We start from the raw sequence: 18,720 nt of genomic DNA on the forward strand, positions 1-18,720 counted from the left end.
GCAGGTCGGATAGGCCTCACCTCGCAATCGGGAAGCCGAATTTGGATCATCGGGAAACAGCACGGATACTCGTTGCCGGCAGCGGCCCCGCAGGGCTGATCGCGGCGCTTGGCTTTGCCGAGACCGGCTTTCCCGTGACGCTCGTCGGACCCGAGGCAGCCGGCCCCGATGCCCGGACGACAGCCTTGATGAACCCTGCCCTGAAGATGTTAGAGCGGCTCGGGATCCTGGATAGAATCAGGCCGCACGCAGCGCCGCTCAAGGTGATGCGCATCGTCGATGCAACAAGCCGGCTGATCCGCGGCCCGACAGTGACCTTTCGCGCCAGCGAGATCGACGAAGAGCAATTCGGACTGAACGTGCCCAACAGCGTTCTCAACCGCGCGCTAGCCGAGGCTGTCGGCGCGCATGCGGGCATCGAGTGGCGAAAGTCGATGGTGGAGGCATGGCGCCTCGATGCCGACCATGCCCATGCCGTTCTCGCCGACGGCAGCGAGATTGAGGCGTCGTTGGCGGTTGCCGCCGATGGCCGTCAGTCGCCGGCCCGCGAGGCAGCCGGCATCCGGACATCGGTCCGATCCTATCCGCAGGCGGCGCTGGTGCTCAATTTCGGTCACCGCAGCGACCATGCCTTTACTTCGACCGAATTCCACACCGAGACCGGTCCGTTCACACAGGTTCCCCTGCCCGGCAACCGGTCCAGCCTTGTCTGGGTGCTCGAGCCCGATACCGCCAGGGACCTTGCAGCACTTGACGACGCCGAGCTTTCGACGCGGGTCGAACAGCGGATGCAATCGATGCTGGGCCGCGTGTCGGTTGAGCCCGGCCGACAGGTCTACCCCCTTTCAGCGGTGAGCCCGTGGCGGTTTGCGCAGCACCGCGTGGCGCTTGTCGGCGAAGCCGCCCATGTGTTTCCCCCAATCGGCGCGCAAGGCCTTAATCTCGGCATCAGGGACATCGACGACCTGATTGGTACCGCAAGCAGAAATCGCTCGGACCCGGGCGCCGCCAAGGCGCTTGCGACCTATGATTTCAAGCGGCGGCCGGACATCCTGGCGCGCAGCAGCGCGGTCAACCTGCTCAACATGTCGTTGCTTTCCGACATGCTGCCGGCCCAGTTGGCGCGCAGCGCTGGTCTTGGCGTGCTTGAAGGGTTTGCGCCGTTGCGGGCGTTTTTTATGCGCGAGGGTCTGCGACCCGGCAGCGGTTTTGCGGCATTTTTTGGTGGATTGCGAAAACCGGCTGAGCGCTAGCGATCTTGGGTACCGCCCTTGCTCCGCATCTTGCGAACTCAACCCGGCGTCACGCGCTTCGGGATTGAATTGACGCAGAGTCTGCGCCAAATAACGAACATGTCGACGGCAAGGTCTGGACCAATCTTTGCCGGACCGATGCGTTAGAGTCTAAAGTCTTGGAGCGTTCCTTGCGTGTTCCAGGATGCGTGGCGTCCAAGAAGCTCAAGTGGTGAGTGCGATGAAGACAGCCAAATTCTCGATCGGACAGGTGGTTCGCCACCGGCTGTTTCCGTTCCGCGGCGTCATTTTCGATGTCGACCCGCAATTCGCCAACACCGACGAATGGTACGAGGCGATCCCCGCTGACGTGCGGCCGCGCAAGGACCAGCCCTTTTATCATCTGCTCGCCGAGAATTCGGAAACGGAATACATCGCCTACGTGTCCGAGCAGAATTTGCTCGAGGACCGGTCGGGCGAACCGGTCCGGCATCCACAGATAGGTGAGATGTTCGAGAAGAGGCCTGACGGGCGCTACGAACCGAAGCACCAATCGAGACATTGATGACTTAGCTAGGACTTGGCCGGCTTGAGACATGGCTGGACCCGACAATCAGCCGGTTCAGCAAAAAAAGCGGGGCATGAACCCCGCTTTTTGTTTGTTCGAAAACCCGTCGATCAGTTGGCGGCAGTCGATCAGTTGGCGGCCTTCGCCTTTTCCTGCTCTTCCTTGAGCTTCTTGGCAAAATCCTGGTTGTTCTTGGCGACGAACTCCTGGAGCTTCTTCTGCCGGTCCTCGATGTCCGACTGCTGCAGCGGCGGGCCGTCGAAGGCGCCGCTGAAGCCGGTCAGCGCAATCTTGATCGGATTCGGCTGGTTCTGGAAATTGATCGAGGTCAGTGTCAGCGCCGATCCCTTCTTGAAGGATGCGACGAGCTGATCGGTCAGCGGCACTTCCGCCACGCAGCGGTCCGGGAAGCAGATCACATAGTCGAGCTTCTGCGCCTTGCCGCCGTCGATCTGGAGGCCGATGCCGGGAGGAACCAGCCGGCCGGTCGGAACCGTCACCTGGAACACCTTGCGGTTCACCTTGCCCTTCAATTCGATCAGGCTGACGCCGGTGATGAGCTGGCCGTTGCCGGCGGTGGTGATGTTCTGGACATTGCAGATGTCGACGTCTTCCTGCTTGGTGCAGGCCTTGAACCAGCCTTGCGGAATCTGCTGTTGCTGCTGCGCGGAAGCAGCGGGAATCCCGGCGCCGAGAATGCCGACCACGCCAGCGGCCATGACCGACAGGCGGTACGCGTTGCTGTTCAGGCTGGTCATGTCGTGCATTCCTCTCAAATGATCCCGGAACCGGCTTTTTCGCGCCGTGTGGTCCAGCTACCTGTTGCCGAAATGAGGCAACAGAATGACTTCGGACGGCGTGTTACACTGCAAGCGATGCCGAATCCAGCCCGAGCCTCGCGAATCTTGGCCGAAGGATTGGCTCAGGGGGTTGGCCGGTGCACGACCGGCTCATGTATGCTGCGCATCGAATCGGGAAGGAGACGGTCATGGGCCGCGTTGTCATTTGGCTGATCGCCACAATGTTGTTTGTCGGCCTTTCCCTGCAACCGACCCTGTCGGAACCGAAGCACGCGCTTGCCATGCAGGGCGAGCCGGCGCTGCCGGCCGACTACAAGCATTTCAACTACGTCAACCCCGACGCGCCGAAGGGCGGCAGCATTACCTAATGCGTCGTCGGCAGCTTCCACAAACTGAATCCATTCATCCTGAAAAGCCTGCGCACGACGGCGCGCGGCATGATGGATCAAGCCTTTGGCAATCTCGTCTTCGAGCCGTTGATGCAGCGCAACTACGACGAGGCCTTCACTCTCTACGGCCTGCTAGCCGATACCGCCGACATGGATCCCGAGCGCAAGGGCATCGAATTCCACCTCGATCCCAGGGCCAAATGGTCGGACGGCGAACCGGTGACGCCGGAAGACGTGTTGTTCACCTATGACGTCTTCACCGAGAAGGGCCGGCCACCTTACAGCCAGCGGATGAAAGCGATTGCCAAGCTCGAAAAGACCGGCGACCGCAGCGTGCGCTTCACCTTCAACGACAAGGCCGACCGCGAATTTCCGCTGATCATTGCGCTGACGCCGATCATCCCGAAACACGCTTTCAACAAGGACACATTCGACAGGACCACGCTGAAGCCGGTGGTCGGCAGCGGCCCTTACACGGTGGCGCAAGTCGTGCCCGGCCAGCGCATCGTGTTCAAGCGCAATCCGGACTATTGGGGCAAGGACGTTTCGTCCAAGCGCGGCTTCGACAATTACGACCAGATCACCATCGAATATTTCCTCAACGCCAACGCCAAGCAGGAAGCGTTCAAGAAAGGCATCTGCGCCATCGACGACGACAGCGACCCGGTCAAACGCGAGCGCGATCTCGACTTTCCGGCCTTCCACCGGGGCGAGGTCATCGCCGAAACTTTCGACACCGGCATTCCGCCGGTGGTCAACGGTTTTCTGTTCAACACGCGGCTGCCGAAATTTTCCAATCCGGTCGTGCGGCGTGCGCTCGGCATGCTCTACGATTTCGAATGGGCCAACAAGAATCTATTCGGCGGCAAATACACGCGAACGATGAGCTTTTGGCAGAATTCCGAACTCTCCGCGCTCGGCCACCCGGCCAGCGAAAAGGAAAAGGCCCTGCTGGCCCCCTACCCCGGCCGCGTGCCTGCAGATGTCATGGACGGCACCTACAGGCCGTCTGTCACCGACGGCTCTGGCCAGGACCGCAAGGTGCTGAAGGCCGCATTCGAGCTGCTGAAGAGCGCAGGCTATACGGTGCAGGACGGCGCGATGCTCGATCCCGAGGGAAAGCCGTTCGGTTTCGAGATCCTGACCGCCTCGCAGGACGAAGAGCGACTTGCCGCTATCTATCAGCGCACGCTTGAGAAGCTCGGCATCGATGTCGGTATCCGCAGCCTCGACGGTGATCAGATCCAGTCGCGCAAGCAGCGTTTCGATTTCGAGGTGCTGGTCGGCTCGACCGGTTTCAACAACTCGCTGTCGCCCGGTATCGAGCAAACCGGGCGCTGGGGATCCGCTGCCGCCAAGGCCGAAGGCTCGTTCAACCTCGCCGGCGTCGCCGATCCGGCGGTGGACGCGGCGATCGAGGCGATGTTGAGAGCTCGCTCGAAGGAGGACTATGTCGCCGCCGTCCGCGTCCTCGACCGGCTGTTGATCTCCGGTAACTACATGGTGCCGACGCAGCACAACAACCGGCAATGGCTCGCTTATTGGAACTATCTGGAACATCCGCAAAAGACGCCCATATACGGTTATCAGTTGCCGACCTGGTGGCGCAAACCGAAGTGACCTCTTCAGAACAGGAGATCAAGATGAACGACGAGAACTCGATTACCGTCGATGTGGTCTCCGACGTCGTCTGCCCCTGGTGCTTTATCGGCCAGAAACGGCTCGACAAGGCGATTGCCGCCGTCGATATCGACGTTCACATACGCTGGCGGCCCTTCCAGCTCGACCCGACGATTCCGCCCGAAGGCAAGAACCGCCGCGACTACATGGTGGCGAAATTCGGCAGCGAGCAACGCATCCGCGAAATCCATGCCCGGATCGAGCCGTTGGGCGAGGCTGAAGGGATTTCCTTCGCCTTCGACGCCATCAAGGTCGCGCCCAATACGCTGGATGCGCACCGGCTCATTCGCTGGGCCGGGACTGCCGGCGAGGCCGTTCAGAACCGGCTGGTGCGCCGGCTGTTCCAGCTGAATTTCGAGGAAGGCGCCAATCTCGGCGATCATGCCGTGCTGATCGAAGCCGCCCGCGAGGCCGGCATGGATGCCTCCGTGGTCGAAACGCTGCTGCCGACCGACGCTGATGTCGAGGCGGTGCGCACCGAAATCGCCACCGCTTCGCGCATGGGCATATCGGGCGTGCCGTGCTTTCTGCTTGAGGGCAAATATGCCGTAATGGGAGCCCAGGACGCCGATACGCTTGCCGATGCGATCCGCCAGGTTGCAGCGGCCAAGGCGCGCGGCGAGCTGGAAACGGCCAACTGAGCCGGACTATTTCACCGTCACCTTGGCCTTGCTGACGAAAAAGCCATGGCCATGCTTGCCGGTGCAGGTCAATCCCTTGGTGGATGACTGGCAGGAAAACGGCCCCTTGCTCCAGCTATTGCCGTAGGCCAGCTTGGTGACGTCGCCGCAGCAGCCTTGCTCGCCCGGATACTTGATCAGCGTCGCTGGGCCTTTCGGCCCGAGGATGATGGTGACGTAGCTGGGCTCGACACGCGAACAGCTCAGCTCCGGTCCGCCATCCTGCGGCTCGTAGGTGCTGGTGCCGCCCTTCGGCGTATAGATGCAGCCGATATTGCCGGACGGAGTGTTGAACTCGACCTGCCCCTCGGCGTTTGCAGGAACGGTCTGGCTGCCGGCATATGTTTGCGGCAGCCAGGCAAATGTTGCGAGCATCGCGGCAAAAAAAGTCCGTGCAAGCATGAAGAACTCCCCCCGGTTCAAACGTGGATGCGCCCCGGCAGGTTCGATCCGTAGCGCATTATTGTCAAACGCAGTTTTGTTCGCGCTCTAAAAAAGCATGGTCTAATGGATGTTGGTCCGCATCCTAGACTGTGCCGGAGAAGTCATTGCTTGGCTGATTACGGGTTCGTGACAAGGCGGCTTCAACCACGAATCATACGGTCACGTTCTGGCCACCGACGAGGTCGGACCTGACCGTAAAGGCGGGCTGAAGATCGGTTCAGCTTGTGAAAATCGACTGCTGGACGGCGCTTCTATGTTCACAAAGCTGTGTGAAGACCTTCCCTAGGGGAAGGTGTCTACCTGCTCTGGGGCGGGCAAGTAACTGTTTGAAATTGCGTTGATATTCCGCCCCTCGAAACGTGACAGCTTAGCGCCGTGAGCATTCATTCTGTTGCTCCACTGCAACGGCCGGCCAGCCAATCCACCTGCGGTTGGAGAAAAGCTAATGGAAAATGATCAATTGGTGTTACTGTCCGTAACAAAAGAAAAACCGTTTGGGCGGGATTAGTGATTCGGGTCGATAGACCAACGCGACATTCAATATCGGAAAAATGGCTCCGCGGTGCCGCAAGGCAGTCGCCCCTGACGCCCGTATCGTCGATGCGCAGCTTCTGGGGACTGATGCGGGCCTACTGGTTCTCAGACCGTTGGGTGGAAGCTTGGACGCTGACACTGGTGATCGCCCTGCTCACCGCGCTCTCCAGCAAGGCAGGCGTATGGTTTGCCGTAGCATCCGGAGAGCTGGTCAACTCGATCGCCTTTTTCCACGATGCCGCAAACACCACGCCGCTTCAGACATTGCTGACCAATGCCGGGATACTTGTCCTCCTGGTCGTGCTCAAAGATGCGGGTTTTACCGGTATCCGCAGCCTGGTATCCGCAACGTTGCATCGCAAATGGCGAGGCTGGCTCGACAGCCAGTTCAACGAAGCCCTGCTTGATTCCAATCACACGCATTTCCACGCTCAGCATGGTTCGTCAGGCGCCGCCGCTCCCGACAATATCGACCAGCGCATCCAGGAATCGATCAAGGATATGACGGGCGGAGCCATCGGCCTCGCCATGGGGGTCCTGGCCGTTGCTACTTCATTGTATTTCGTCGGCCAGCAACTGCTTGCACACTCGGCGGAGGTCAAAGGGTTGGAGTTCCTCGGCAGCTATGGCAGCGCCGTCCTCGCGTTTCTGGCAGTCGCCACCTACGTGCCGTTGAACACCTGGATCGCGGTCAAGCTGGGCAGGCTGCTGGAACGGCTCAATGTCAGAATGCAGCAGGCCGAAGGCAGCTATCGCGGCGAGCTGATCACGTTCCTACGCCGCAGTTTTCATGTCGCCGCATCGCAAGGCGAGAACGTGCAGAAGACGGTGCACAGCCAGCGCTATGTCGACATCGACCGCACCTGGGCGCGGCTGAACATCGTCAACACAGGCTACAATTCGTTCGAGCTGATCTACAATTTCATCGGCGCCCGCATTGTGGCCTACGGGCCTGGGCTAGTGCCGTTCATCCACAACGGGTTCGATCTCAAGGGTTACATAACTGGCTCTGAAATGGTCAATTCACTGATCAGCCAGTGTTCATGGTTCATCCACGTCATGCCTGCCATCGCCGCGGTGCGGGCCAACAGCCAGCGAGTCACCGAACTCGCAAATGCGATCGAAAACGTCCAGCACCCGCAGGAATTCTACGGGCTGACCGGCCGCTCCGATTTTCGTTACGACCGCCAGAACCCGGTGTTCGGCCTGACCATCCAGAAGCTCGAATTGGCGCATCAGGGCGAGGACGCCACCCCGTTCCTGAGCGCTGCAAACTTGCGCTTCCGGCGTGGCGAGTGGACGTTCCTGAAGGGCGAATCCGGATGCGGCAAAACCTCGCTGATCAAGGCGATCAACGGCCTGTGGCCTTATGGCCGCGGCACCATTGTCTTCCCTGAAGGGGTCAGGAGTTTCTACGCCGCCCAGGAGGTGAAGCTGCAGCAGGTCTCGCTGAAGCAGCTTGTCTGCCTGCCCGGTTCCGAGCATGATTACGCCGACCGGCAGGTCGCATCCGCCCTGCACAAGGCCGGCCTCGGCGACTTCATCGAGCATCTGGCCGATGAGAGCCGTGAAGGAAAGATCTGGGATCAGGTTCTTTCGGGTGGGCAGAAACAGAAGCTGGTCGTCGCCCGCATCGTGCTGCAGCAGCCCGGACTGCTGTTCCTCGATGAAGCCACCGGCGCGCTCGATCCTGAAGGACGAATTGCCTTCCATCAGGCGATCAAGGACAATTGCCCCGACGCAACGGTGATCTCGATCATGCATGAGGCGACGCCGCCGAGATCGGTCGCGGGAACCGAATTCTACCACAGCGTGGTTGCGATCGCCGACGGCGTCGCGACCAAGAAGCCGCTGGTTCCGAGCTTGCCGGTCGAGCTCACCACCATCCTCACGCAGCCGACGCGGCCGGCCGAGGACAAATGGCTGCGCTTTCCCCGCCGGCTGAAGCAGAGATAGCCGCGGCACCACTGCCGGCATCCAGCCAGCCTGCCACGCAGCCCGATCACAGTCTCGCGATCCAGTCGGTTTGCCGCCGTTTTGACCCGCTCTCGCGATTGACTCGGCAAGGCGCGCTCCTATGTTGCGCCGGCTCGCAGAGATCCCAACCCGAACCCGCGAGCAGAAAGGTCACCGCGCCATGCCTGGCGACAGTCACAGTCGAACGCAACCGCCGTCCGCTTGACGTGACCTGACCGGCTCACGTCCTGCCGGACGGCAAGGAGTGAGCCATGAACGAGTTTTCCCCTGTCGCGGGCGGCGATGCTATCGCCATCGCCCGCGTGCTTGCCAACGAACACATCGCCGATATCGTCGAGGCCTTGAATCAGGAGCCCCGCGAGACAGCATCGGATCTGCTCTGCGAAGTGCCGTTCGAGCGGCTGGTCGAGATCTTCGACCAGCCTGAACTCGACGGCGCGTCCGAACTGGTCGAGGCGCTGCACCGCAGCAGGGCAGGCAGGCTGCTTGCGGCCATGTCGGTCGACCGCGCCGCCGACATACTGCGCGATCTGAACGAACCGGCTCGTTCCGAACTGCTCGGCGGCCTGGCGCCGCCGCTGCGCGTGACGCTGCTTGCCATTCTAGGCTACCCCGAGGGCAGCGCCGCCTCGCTCATGACGACCGAATATGTCAGCGTGCCGCCGGACTGGAGCGTGGCCCGCACGCTGGATTACATCCGTAAGGTGGGTCGGACACGCGAAACCGTCTATGCGATCTACATCGTCGATCCCAAAACGCATGTCCTGTTGCGCTCGACCAGCTTGCGCCGGCTGATTGCCGGTGAGCCGGATGAGCTGATCATGGCGGTTGCGCCGGATCGCGCGCCTATTACCGTGTCGCCGCTGACCGATAGCGAGAAGGTCGCACAGCTGATCTCGAAATATGATCTGCTCGCCGTCCCGGTCGTGGACAACGGCAAACTCCTCGGCATCGTCACCATCGACGACATCATCGACACGATGATCGAGGAAACGACCGAGGACGTGCATCGCTTCGGCGGCATGGAGGCTCTGGACGAGCCCTATATGAAGATGAGCTTTCTGGCGATGATCCAGAAGCGCGCCGGTTGGCTATGCGCGCTGTTCGTCAGCGAGATGCTGACCGCCAACGCGATGCAGAGCTACGAGGGCGAGCTGGAAAAGGCGATCGTGCTGACCCTGTTCATTCCACTGATCATGAGCTCCGGCGGCAATTCCGGCTCGCAGGCGACCTCGCTCGTCATCCGGGCGCTGGCGCTGCGCGAGATCGGCCTTGGCGACTGGTGGCGGGTGGCCCTGCGCGAGCTGCCGACCGGCCTGGTGCTTGGCTCGATCCTTGGCGTAGTCGGCGTTTGCCGCATCGCGCTCTGGCAGTATCTCGGCTTCTACGACTACGGCCCCCACTGGCCGCTGATCGCAATGACGATCGGCGCCACGCTGGTTGGCATCGTCACCTTCGGCTCGCTGTCTGGATCGATGCTGCCGTTCGCCCTGAAGCGCATCGGCTTCGATCCGGCCAGCGCATCGGCTCCGTTCGTCGCCACGCTGGTCGACGTCACCGGGTTGGTGATTTATTTTTCTGTGGCGCTGGTGATCCTGCGCGGAACGCTGCTGTAAAAAAACTCACGCACTTCCATCGCGGCAATCCCGTTGCCGCGATGGGTTCTTGTCGCGTCAGACGCGCTCACCATCTCTCACCCGGTAAGTCGGCTTGTACATGGTGACGAGTTCTTCCGCCGCGGTCGGATGCACCGCCATGGTACGATCGAAATCATCCTTGGTCAGCCCGGCCTTCAGCGGTATGCCGAGAAGCTGCGCCATTTCGCCGGCATCCGGCCCGAGGATGTGGGCGCCGAGGACTCTTTTCGAGGCGCCGTCGACGACCAGCTTCATCAGCATCTTTTCATCGCGGCCGGAAAGCGTGTGCCGCATTGGCCGGAAGGTGGCGCGGTAGATTTCGAGATCCGAAAAGCGTTTTGCCGCCTCATCCTCCGACAGGCCGACCGTGCCGATCTCGGGCTGGGAAAAGACCGCGGTCGCGATCGTGTCGTGGTCGGGCGCCGTCGGCTTGTCCTTGAAGGCGGTCTCGACGAAGCACATCGCCTCGTGGATCGCCACCGGCGTCAATTGCACGCGGTGGGTGACGTCACCGATCGCCCAGATGTTGTCGATATTGGTGCGGGAGTATCCGTCGACCTGGATTGCCCCGGTCTTGGTCATCTCGATGCCGACGCCTTCCAGGCCCATGTTCTCGGTATTGGGAATGCGGCCGATGGCGAGCATGACCTGATCGACCGTCAGCACCGTGCCGCCGGTGACAAGCGCGTCGAGCCGGCCGTCAGGCCGCTTCCTGACCCACTCTGACACGGCGTGGCAGAGGATTCTTATCCCCTTCTTTTCCATCGTCTCGTGCAGCATGCGTCTGAGGTCCATGTCGAAACGGCTGAGGATTTCCTTGCCGCGGTAGACAAGCGTCGTGTCGACGCCAAGCCCGTGAAAGATGTTGGCGAATTCGACGGCGATATAGCCGCCGCCCTCGATCATGATTGCCTTCGGCAGCTCCTTGAGGTCGAAGGCCTCGTTGGAGAAGATGCAGTGCTCATGGCCGGGCAATGCCGGGTGCGGTGCCGGACGCCCGCCGGTAGCGATCAGGATCTGGTCGGCGGTAACGGTGCGATCCTCACCGAGAAGATGCACCACATGCGGATCGACCAGCACGGCGCGTGAGTGAAAGACTTCGCCGCCGGCGCCCTGCACGTTGTTCTGGTAGATGGCCTCCAGCCGGCTGATTTCGCGATCCTTGTTGGCGACCAGCGTCTGCCAGTCGAAACGCGCCTCAGGCACCGTCCAGCCATAGCCGGCGGCGTCGGCGAAATGTTCGGGGAACTGCGAGGCATAGACATAGAGCTTTTTCGGCACACAGCCGCGGATCACGCAGGTGCCGCCATAGCGGTATTCCTCGGCGATGCCGACCCGCTTGCCGAGTGCTGCCGCGACGCGCGCCGCCCTCACCCCGCCGGAGCCACCGCCGATGACGAAAAGGTCGTAGTCGTAATCGGCCATGGCTGAACTCCTTGCCCCTCAAACACCGAGACAGGTAGGCTGCCGACCACCAAAAGAAAAGCCCGGACTTGCCGGGCTTTCTGGTCCAGTGGCGGTCAGGCCGCTCGGAAGTCCGCGATCAATTCGGTGTGGCGTCCGCGGGAGCAGCGCCATCGGCCGGGGCGGCACCGTCGGCAGGTGCGGCACCGTCGGCAGGTGCGGCCGGCGCCTTGGCATTCGCCGCTGCACCCAGGGTCTCGCCTACCTGCTGGGCGAGATCGCGAGCCAGGCCGTTCTGCCAGATGTCGGCAGCCTTCACCAGCTCGCGCGTCACGATCGAGCCGTTGTCGAGCAGCTTCTTGCCGGTATCGGAATTGTAGAAGGCGGCGATTTCAGTGAGTTCCTTTTCCGAGAACACTTTTGCATAGGCAAGCGCTGCTTCCCTTTCCAGGTCGGCGCGGCGCGATGCCAGGGCCATCGCCTTCTCGTTGATCGTCTTGGCGATCAGTTCCTGCATGTCCGGGTTCTTCTGGATCAGCTGCTGCTCGAGCGCCGCGGCAGCTTGCGGCAGGATGTTGTCGAACGTATCCGTCGCATGGATCGCCGCGACCGCGGCGCGCGCCGCCTTCAAATGCGCATCGGTGACATCCTGCGAAAACGCCGGCGACGAAAACGCGAAAACGGCCGAGGCCGCCAGAATGGCAAAAAAGCGGCCAACCCGGTTATGCAACATCATGATCGGTAAAACTCCCTGGTTTTCGGGCGGCATGGACGGTTTGGATGCCGTCGCCGCCGGCTATGATGGCCGTTGATGCCAGCCCGATGAAAAGACCATGCTCGACCACGCCCGGAATGGCGTGGAGAGCATTCGAAAGCGCTCTTGTATCCGGAATGCGGCCAAAAGATGCATCGAGGATAAAATGGCCGCCGTCTGTAACAAATGGCTGGCTCCCCGTCATCCTCAGTGTAACAGGGCCGGAAAGGCCAAGGTTTGCAGCCACTGCGCCAACCGCAATTTCGGTGGCGCGCAGGCCAAACCGGTTGACTTCGATGGGCAGCGGAAAACGGCCGATCATCTCGACCATCTTGGAGCTGTCGGCGATGACGATCATGCGGGCGGAGGCCGCCGCGACGATCTTTTCGCGCAGCAGCGCGCCGCCGCCGCCCTTGACCAGTGTCAGCGCCGGATCGATCTCGTCGGCGCCGTCGATGGTGAGGTCGAGCTCGGGCGTTTCCTCGAGGGTCGACAGCGGCACACCAAGCTCGGTGCAAAGGACGGCGGTGCGCTCCGAGGTCGGCACGCCGATGACAGTCAGGCCGGTGGCGACCTTGTCGGCGAGCAGCCGCACGAACTCATCCGCTGTCGTGCCGGTGCCGATGCCGAGTCGCATGCCGTCCGTGACGTGGGCAAGCGCTGCCCGAGCGGCCTCAACCTTCAATTGCCTCGCATCCATGCCGGGTCCTAAGATTTGTTTCGGCGCTGGTAGCATTTTTGCCGGGCTGGTCAAAGGACCTTGCCTGCGGTGCATAAGCCGGCTTGCCTGAACGGGCCGCAGCGGTTATCGCCTGCCGGCAATCAAATCGTCACAGGACAGGCCATGACCCGACCGATCATCGTGTTCGACCTCGACGGGACGCTGATCGACACGGCGCCGGATCTGCTCGACAGCCTCAACCACAGCCTTGCCGCCAGCCAGCTCACGGCCGTCGACGAAGCCGGCTTCAAGCGCTTCGTCGGCCATGGCGGCCGGGTGATGATAGAGCGCGCCCATGCAGCGCAGCACAGGTCGCTGGCAGTGGAGGAGCACGACCGCCTGCTAAAGCTGTTTCTGGACCATTACACCGTTAACATTCCCGGCAAATCGCGCCCTTACCCGGGCGTCCCGGAGGCGATCGCGCGGTTCGAGGCGGCCGGCTACCTGCTGGCCATCTGCACCAACAAATACGAGGCCAATTCGGTGGCACTGATCGAAGCGCTCGGCATGACCAGGCATTTCGCGGCGATCTGCGGCCAGGACAGTTTTCCGTTCCGCAAGCCAGATCCGCGCCATCTCACGCAGACCATCGCGCGTGCTGGCGGCGACCCGCACCGTGCACTGATGGTCGGTGATTCGCAGACCGACATCGACACGGCAAAGGCCGCCGGCATTCCGGTGGTGGCAGTCGATTTCGGCTACACCGACCGTCATGTGCGAGAGTTCGAACCGTCGGCGGTGATCTCGCATTTCGATTCGCTGACGCTCGATCTGGTACAAGGGCTGATGGCCGCGGCAGAGGGCTGAAGCCGGCCATAGTCCAGACCGCCAGATGCCGACCGACAAGTGGTTGACTTCGCGGGCCGGCCTCCCTTATATCGCAGCGCGCTTGGCCTTCGGGCAATGAGCGGGCGATTAGCTCAGCGGGAGAGCACACCCTTCACACGGGTGGGGTCGCAGGTTCAATCCCTGCATCGCCCACCATTTGCATTGCTTAGCCGTCGTCTCCTTTCCAGCCTCTATGGGCGACTTCTCATATTTCAAAGCAGAATATAGCGGCCGGCGCGCGGACCAAAACGGGGCGTTTGATGAAGAGGCTACTGTCGAAAGGCGTGTTGCTCGGGGTTCTTGTCGCCAGTGTTGCGGCGCAGGCGAAATCGCCGATCTCCATCACGGTCGACAAGGAAACCGGGTGCTGGACATCGATTTCGAAAGATCACGAGTTCAGAATCAAGATCGCAAAGCCCGGAACCTTCGTGTTTCTGGCAATGCGCGGCGCCACCAACGCAAGCACCGAAGAAGACAGCAAGAATTGGGAATACCGGGAGCCTGTCTTCTGGCGCGTGGCTGATCTACCAGACGATGAAAAGCACGACTTCACCGAGTACGACCAGAAGTGGCAGGTCACACAGGTTTCGCAGGCAGGAAGATACGGACTGACCTTCTCACCAATGTCGATGTACGGCTGGAAAGGCGAGGTCTCTCTATGCTTGCGCCTGTCTGGGAAGCTCTAGCCCTGAGAAACCTACGCTTGCGGATCTGGGTGGGGATGTGAAGTGAGCGCAGAAGGCTTCGTGCTAACGCAACACCTTCAAGCCAGAACGGCTAGCAGCTGCAGGTCGCCCCCTCGCCGCCAAAATTCTTTTGGGCGAAATTCAAGGCGCTGCTGTAGCTCGTGTAGCTCTGGAACTGGCAAACGTTGGAGCCGGCCCGCACCTTCATCTGCTCGATATCCCAGAACGAAACTTCGATACGGTCGTCGGCGCAATAGACCGTATAGCGTTCAGGTTCCAGCGCCTCGGCTTTCTGCACAGGCATCGAAACGGACGGGATGGAAAGTATGGAAAGTATGGAAAGTACAAATATGATGGCATGACGCATTTGCATGTAGACCCCCGAGTGACCGTCGGCACTGTTATGGCCGCGATGTTGAGGCGACGCATCATGATTTTAAGCAGTCGCCTTGTTCTTTCGGCGGCCATAGATCAGGTACGGACGGCGCCTCGTTGTAGCGCAACGCTCCGCGATCCCGGAACAAACCTGTATGGAAACGAGTTTCTGCTGATCGAGATGTGAGGGAAAGCCATGTCCAGACTTGTTTTGGCGGCCGCCGTGCTGCTTGTCGGCGGATCGGCCTTTGCGGCTGACGAAAATCCGGTGCCGGCGCAGAATGCCAAGAAGCTGTCGGAAATCATTGCCAAAGTCGAGCAGCGCGACGACTTCCGCTACATCAAGGAAATCGATTGGGACAGCGGCGCCTACACCGTCATTTATTACACGAACGACAAGGCCAAAGTCGAAATCACCTATGATCCGGTGACAGCCGCGCCGAAATGAAGCTGTCCGCCAACGGTCCAGATTCTAAAAAATGGCGCGCCTCGAAGGTCCCGGGCCTTCGGCACACCCTTGCGCAGATATGACTTTGATGGCTGACTGGGTGCTATCATTGCGCGCGGGGGTGGGCATGGCGACGGTAAAGCACGTATTGAAACGCTTTCTGATGATGCTCGCGGGTTATTTCATAGCGGTACTGGTTGGGCTGATCGCGGTGGCGGCGATCTATGGCGGGCTGAGCTCGCTGCCAAATGCGCCGAATTATTTCGACGTCATGGGTGTCAGCCCTGTTGCGGTGCTGCTGTTGCCGCCGCTCGGCATGTTCATCTATTTTCTGACGATCGTGCTGACTGCCCTGCAGACGCTGATCTTCGCACTGATTGCCGAGTTTTTCTCGCTGCGCAGTTTTTGGCTGCATATGATCTTCGGCGCCGCGGCTGCGGTTGGCGGCTTCGCCCTGATCTGGCCCAGTGTACCAGACGATACGAACCCGGAGCGCTGGGCCGATGTCGGTATTATTGCAGCGGCAGGCGTTGTCGCCGGCCTGGTTTATTGGCTGATCGCCGGGCGCGAGGCCGGCTTCCGGCGTCCGCTCTTTCAGCGCTAGACCCGCATTCCTCAGCTTGCCGGCGAACGCACCGCTTCCGTGCTGTCGAGCGCCTGCTGCAGCCTTGTGTCGCGGCCGTAGACGTCGTTGAAATATTCGACCTTGCCGGACAGGTCCGGCCATGCGGTGAAATAGGCGACATAGACCGGGATCTTGCGTGTCACGTCTTCGGTCGAATGTCCGTGCTTCAGTCTGTCCTCGATATAGTCGACCGAGGTGCCGAGCACAGCAGCCGCCATGCCGCGCGGATCCTGCAAGCGCACGCAGCCATGGCTGAGCGCGCGCATGTCGCGCTGGAAAAACGACTTCTGCGGCGTGTCGTGCATGTAGATGGCGTGCTTGTTGGGGAACAATATCTTCAACTCGCCCAGCGCATTGGCCTCGCTCGGCAGCTGGCGCACGCCGTAGGGTATCTTCGCGCCATAGGCGCCCCAATTGACCGAGGAGGAGGGAATGCGCTTGCCGCGCGCATTGACCACCTCATAGCCGGCGCGGTCGAGATAGCCCGGATCCCGGCGCAGCCGCGGCAGCATCTCATTGACCAGGATCGACTGCGGCACGCCCCAATAAGGGTGGAAGTCGACCTGCTCGATCTGGTCATAGAAGAAAGCAGTCTGGTTGGTGGGCCTGCCGACGACGGCGCGGGTCTTCAGCTTCTCCTCGCCATCGTCGATATAACTCGCGGTGAAAGCCGGCTGGTTGATGAAGACGCGCGGGCTGCCGAGGTCGGAAGGCAGCCAGCGCAACTCTTCGAGCGCAACCCGAACCTTCTGAACCTTATCGGCCTTGGACGTTCCGGCCAACGACGCAACGGTACGTGGGCCGATGACGCCGTCGCCTTTCATGCCGGCCCGTTTCTGCACCGCCTTGATCACCGGCACCAGCTCCGGATCGTAGACCTCGCTGGTGGCGAGCCTCGCCAGGACCTCGCCATAGGCGCCACCCATCTCGTCATCGAGATTGCGCGCGATCTTTGTCAAAAGCTTCGGCAGCTCGGGGCTGGTCTGCCCCGGCTTCAACAGCAGATTGGGATCGATGGTGATTTCGTCTTCGGCGCTGGCCTGGAGCGCTTCCAGTTCGACGCGCAGCGCCTGATACTCGGCATTCTGTGGATGCCGCGATTCGAGGTAGGTGCGAGCTTGCTGGGTATGGGCCAGCGTCTTCAGCACCCCTTCCATGTCGAGCGGCTTCGGCGGAAAATCGTAGTAGCCGGTCATGCGGTTGGGATCGACGCGGCCGCTTTGTGCGTCACGGGCGTAGCGCAGGACGCGTGCCGACAGCGCCATCTCGAAGCGCACCAGCTCTTTCAGGCGTTCATCGGCATCGCCCGCCGATGTGCCTGCTGCCGGAATTTCGACGGTGTAGTCGGCGGGCGTCAGGCCGTAGCTCGCGGCTTCGCCCAGCACCCGCACCGCATCCTGCGCACGGCTGCTGGGACTGGTTCCCGTCACCCAGATGAAATCCGGATTGGCTGAGTAGTAGGCGATCAACGCCTTGGCGATGTCCTTTTCGGCATAGAGGTCATAGCCGTCGAGCCCGGCAATGGCTTCGCGGAATGCAGCCCCGGTGGCCGCCGGCTCGAACGCGGCATCCTGAGGCGTTGCCGGTTCAGGCGCTGCCGACAGTGTCGAAAAATCGACGCGCACCAGCGGATCGCTCTTGTAGGTGTAATAGGACGGGCTGCTGATTTGCGCACCACCACCGCCACCACCACCGGAAGCGGCCGGCGCCTTGGGCCTCGGCTTGTATTTTGACGGTGGCGGCGGAAAGTTACCTTTCGGCGGTGCGTGCTTGACGCCGCCGCCGAAAAGCATGTCGAAAAACCCTTGCGCATCGGCCTGCGGCGCGCCGAAGGCCAGCATTGCCGCGGCCACCGCAAACGGCAGCACGGTGGCTTTGTTTCCAAGGAGTTTCATGGATCACCCGCTCCGGTTGAACCCGGATCCCGTTCCGCACCGCTTTCACGGTCTCGCCCACCGCATGGCGGATGTAAGGCGTGACTATACTGATTCATACTGATTTCGTTAAGCTTCGATAAATTTCGGAACGTCTGTTGCAGAACGGTTTCACAACATCGTGACGGGTCAAGCCAATCCGCCTTCGCCCCCGACCAATGGTAGTGCCCGCGAGCCAAGCCTCAAGCGTTGGCGCCGCCGTCGATGGTCAATGCCGCGCCTGTCACGAAGCGCCCTTCGGGGCCGGCAAGCCAGGCGACCATGCCGGCGATCTCGTCGGCCGTGCCGAAGCGAGGCGTCGCCATCTTCTGGCGCTGATGCTCGGCGTGCGGGCCGCCTGCTGGATTCATGTCGGTATCCGTCGACCCCGGATGGACGACATTGGCGGTGATGCCGCGCGGACCGAGATCGCGTGCAAAGGCCTTGGTCAGGCCAACCAAGGCAGCCTTGCTGGCCGAATAGGCGCTCAGGCCGGCATCGGTGGCACGCTCGGCCAGGTTGCTGCCGATCGAGATGATCCGGCCACCCTCGCCCATATGCGCTGCTGCCGCCTTGGCCGCGACGAACGGGGCTCTGAGGTTGACCTCCATTGTCTCATCGAAGTCGGCAAGCGACAGGGCATGGATCGGCGCAGCGCGCCAGATGCCGGCACTGTTGACGAGGATGTCGAGCCGTCCGAAGGCTTTTACCGCCTCATCGACTGCCGCCTCGATCGCGGCAGCATCGCGATTGTCGGCCTTGATGGCGAAGGCCCGACCGCCGGCCGCCTCGATTGCCCCGACCACCGAACGCGCCCGTTCCTCGCCATTCACATAGGTGATCGCCACGCCCGCGCCGTCGGCCGCGAGCCTTCGTGCGATCGCCGCACCGATGCCGCGGCTGCCGCCGGTGACGAGGGCGGCCTTGCCGTGCAAGCTCCTGGATGACATTTGCTTCTCCATTTTGTAGTGATTGATACATAAACATCTGCCAGCCTTGCTGAACCGCGTCAACTGAATTATGTA

The 18,720-nt window shown here is 61.5% G+C and carries 17 protein-coding genes, 1 tRNA gene and 1 pseudogene; 11 read left to right on the top strand and 8 right to left on the bottom strand.

Going from position 1 to position 18,720, the window contains the following annotated elements; genetic code table 11:
* Positions 1-41 precede the first annotated feature (41 nt).
* Both NKG95_RS09810 and hspQ read left to right on the top strand, forming a co-directional pair.
* Positions 42-1,253 (top strand): UbiH/UbiF family hydroxylase, encoded by a 1,212-nt coding sequence (locus NKG95_RS09810; protein ID WP_352716667.1) that lies wholly within the window; start codon positions 42-44, stop codon positions 1,251-1,253.
* A gap of 220 nt (positions 1,254-1,473) precedes the next feature.
* A complete protein-coding gene (gene hspQ / locus NKG95_RS09815) occupies positions 1,474-1,797 on the top strand; it encodes a heat shock protein HspQ (RefSeq protein WP_352482577.1) in 324 nt (107 codons plus the stop codon).
* Between the two features lie 131 nt (positions 1,798-1,928).
* Here the strand turns inward: hspQ and NKG95_RS09820 are convergent, their stop codons facing one another.
* Positions 1,929-2,558: an invasion associated locus B family protein gene (locus NKG95_RS09820; RefSeq protein ID WP_023717607.1), complete on the bottom strand. Its 630-nt coding sequence runs from the start codon at positions 2,556-2,558 to the stop codon at positions 1,929-1,931.
* 230 nt (positions 2,559-2,788) lie between these two features.
* Here NKG95_RS09820 and NKG95_RS09825 point away from each other — a divergent pair.
* Positions 2,789-4,609 (top strand): annotated as a pseudogene (locus tag NKG95_RS09825) (extracellular solute-binding protein).
* A 23-nt stretch (positions 4,610-4,632) separates the two neighbouring features.
* The gene (locus NKG95_RS09830; RefSeq protein WP_023717609.1) at positions 4,633-5,310 is read left to right on the top strand and encodes a DsbA family oxidoreductase; all 678 of its coding nucleotides are present in this window, start codon (positions 4,633-4,635) and stop codon (positions 5,308-5,310) included.
* Positions 5,311-5,316: 6 nt separating this feature from the next.
* Here NKG95_RS09830 and NKG95_RS09835 read toward each other — a convergent pair whose 3' ends face one another.
* A complete protein-coding gene (locus NKG95_RS09835) occupies positions 5,317-5,751 on the bottom strand; it encodes a hypothetical protein (protein ID WP_352858509.1) in 435 nt (144 codons plus the stop codon).
* A gap of 642 nt (positions 5,752-6,393) precedes the next feature.
* On the opposite strand from NKG95_RS09835, the gene NKG95_RS09840 reads away from it, so the two are divergent.
* Both NKG95_RS09840 and mgtE read left to right on the top strand, forming a co-directional pair.
* Positions 6,394-8,283 carry an ABC transporter ATP-binding protein/permease gene (locus NKG95_RS09840; RefSeq protein WP_023717611.1) on the top strand — a complete coding sequence of 630 codons (1,890 nt, stop codon included), beginning with the start codon at positions 6,394-6,396 and terminating at the stop codon, positions 8,281-8,283.
* Between the two features lie 272 nt (positions 8,284-8,555).
* On the top strand, positions 8,556-9,920 hold the full coding sequence (mgtE, locus tag NKG95_RS09845) for a magnesium transporter (RefSeq protein ID WP_353040551.1): 1,365 nt from the start codon (positions 8,556-8,558) through the stop codon (positions 9,918-9,920).
* A gap of 57 nt (positions 9,921-9,977) precedes the next feature.
* Here mgtE and gor read toward each other — a convergent pair whose 3' ends face one another.
* The 3 genes from gor to rpiA all read right to left on the bottom strand — a co-directional run bounded on the left by gor (position 9,978) and on the right by rpiA (position 12,799).
* Entirely contained in the window at positions 9,978-11,366 is a 1,389-nt protein-coding gene (gene gor, locus NKG95_RS09850; protein ID WP_352847918.1) for a glutathione-disulfide reductase, read from the bottom strand.
* 118 nt (positions 11,367-11,484) lie between these two features.
* Positions 11,485-12,081: a DUF2059 domain-containing protein gene (locus NKG95_RS09855; protein WP_353040552.1), complete on the bottom strand. Its 597-nt coding sequence runs from the start codon at positions 12,079-12,081 to the stop codon at positions 11,485-11,487.
* Positions 12,068-12,799, bottom strand: a complete 732-nt coding sequence (gene rpiA, locus NKG95_RS09860; RefSeq protein WP_023717615.1) for a ribose-5-phosphate isomerase RpiA — start codon at positions 12,797-12,799, stop codon at positions 12,068-12,070. The genes NKG95_RS09855 and rpiA overlap by 14 nt, the downstream gene beginning before the upstream one ends.
* 144 nt (positions 12,800-12,943) lie before the next feature.
* On the opposite strand from rpiA, the gene NKG95_RS09865 reads away from it, so the two are divergent.
* From NKG95_RS09865 to NKG95_RS09875, 3 genes are all read left to right on the top strand, one after another.
* Entirely contained in the window at positions 12,944-13,627 is a 684-nt protein-coding gene (locus NKG95_RS09865; RefSeq protein WP_352847916.1) for a phosphoglycolate phosphatase, read from the top strand.
* A gap of 102 nt (positions 13,628-13,729) precedes the next feature.
* Positions 13,730-13,804, top strand: a tRNA-Val gene (locus NKG95_RS09870).
* Positions 13,805-13,908: 104 nt separating this feature from the next.
* A complete protein-coding gene (locus NKG95_RS09875; protein ID WP_353040553.1) occupies positions 13,909-14,334 on the top strand; it encodes a hypothetical protein in 426 nt (141 codons plus the stop codon).
* Positions 14,335-14,425: 91 nt separating this feature from the next.
* On the opposite strand, the gene NKG95_RS09880 is transcribed toward NKG95_RS09875, so the two are convergent.
* Positions 14,426-14,707: a hypothetical protein gene (locus tag NKG95_RS09880; RefSeq protein WP_352494648.1), complete on the bottom strand. Its 282-nt coding sequence runs from the start codon at positions 14,705-14,707 to the stop codon at positions 14,426-14,428.
* 198 nt (positions 14,708-14,905) lie between these two features.
* Here NKG95_RS09880 and NKG95_RS09885 point away from each other — a divergent pair, with 198 nt between their 5' ends.
* Both NKG95_RS09885 and NKG95_RS09890 read left to right on the top strand, forming a co-directional pair.
* The gene (locus NKG95_RS09885; RefSeq protein ID WP_023717619.1) at positions 14,906-15,157 is read left to right on the top strand and encodes a PepSY domain-containing protein; all 252 of its coding nucleotides are present in this window, start codon (positions 14,906-14,908) and stop codon (positions 15,155-15,157) included.
* A 127-nt stretch (positions 15,158-15,284) separates the two neighbouring features.
* Positions 15,285-15,761, top strand: a complete 477-nt coding sequence (locus NKG95_RS09890; RefSeq protein ID WP_023717620.1) for a hypothetical protein — start codon at positions 15,285-15,287, stop codon at positions 15,759-15,761.
* An 11-nt stretch (positions 15,762-15,772) separates the two neighbouring features.
* Here NKG95_RS09890 and NKG95_RS09895 read toward each other — a convergent pair whose 3' ends face one another.
* Both NKG95_RS09895 and NKG95_RS09900 read right to left on the bottom strand, forming a co-directional pair.
* Positions 15,773-17,677 (bottom strand): L,D-transpeptidase family protein, encoded by a 1,905-nt coding sequence (locus NKG95_RS09895; RefSeq protein ID WP_353040554.1) that lies wholly within the window; start codon positions 17,675-17,677, stop codon positions 15,773-15,775.
* Positions 17,678-17,898: 221 nt separating this feature from the next.
* Complete coding sequence (locus NKG95_RS09900; protein WP_352640836.1) at positions 17,899-18,645, bottom strand: 3-oxoacyl-ACP reductase family protein; 747 nt, start codon at positions 18,643-18,645, stop codon at positions 17,899-17,901.
* Positions 18,646-18,720: the final 75 nt, after the last annotated feature.

The organism is Mesorhizobium sp. M1423 (assembly GCF_040317575.1).
Lineage (GTDB): Bacteria > Pseudomonadota > Alphaproteobacteria > Rhizobiales > Rhizobiaceae > Mesorhizobium.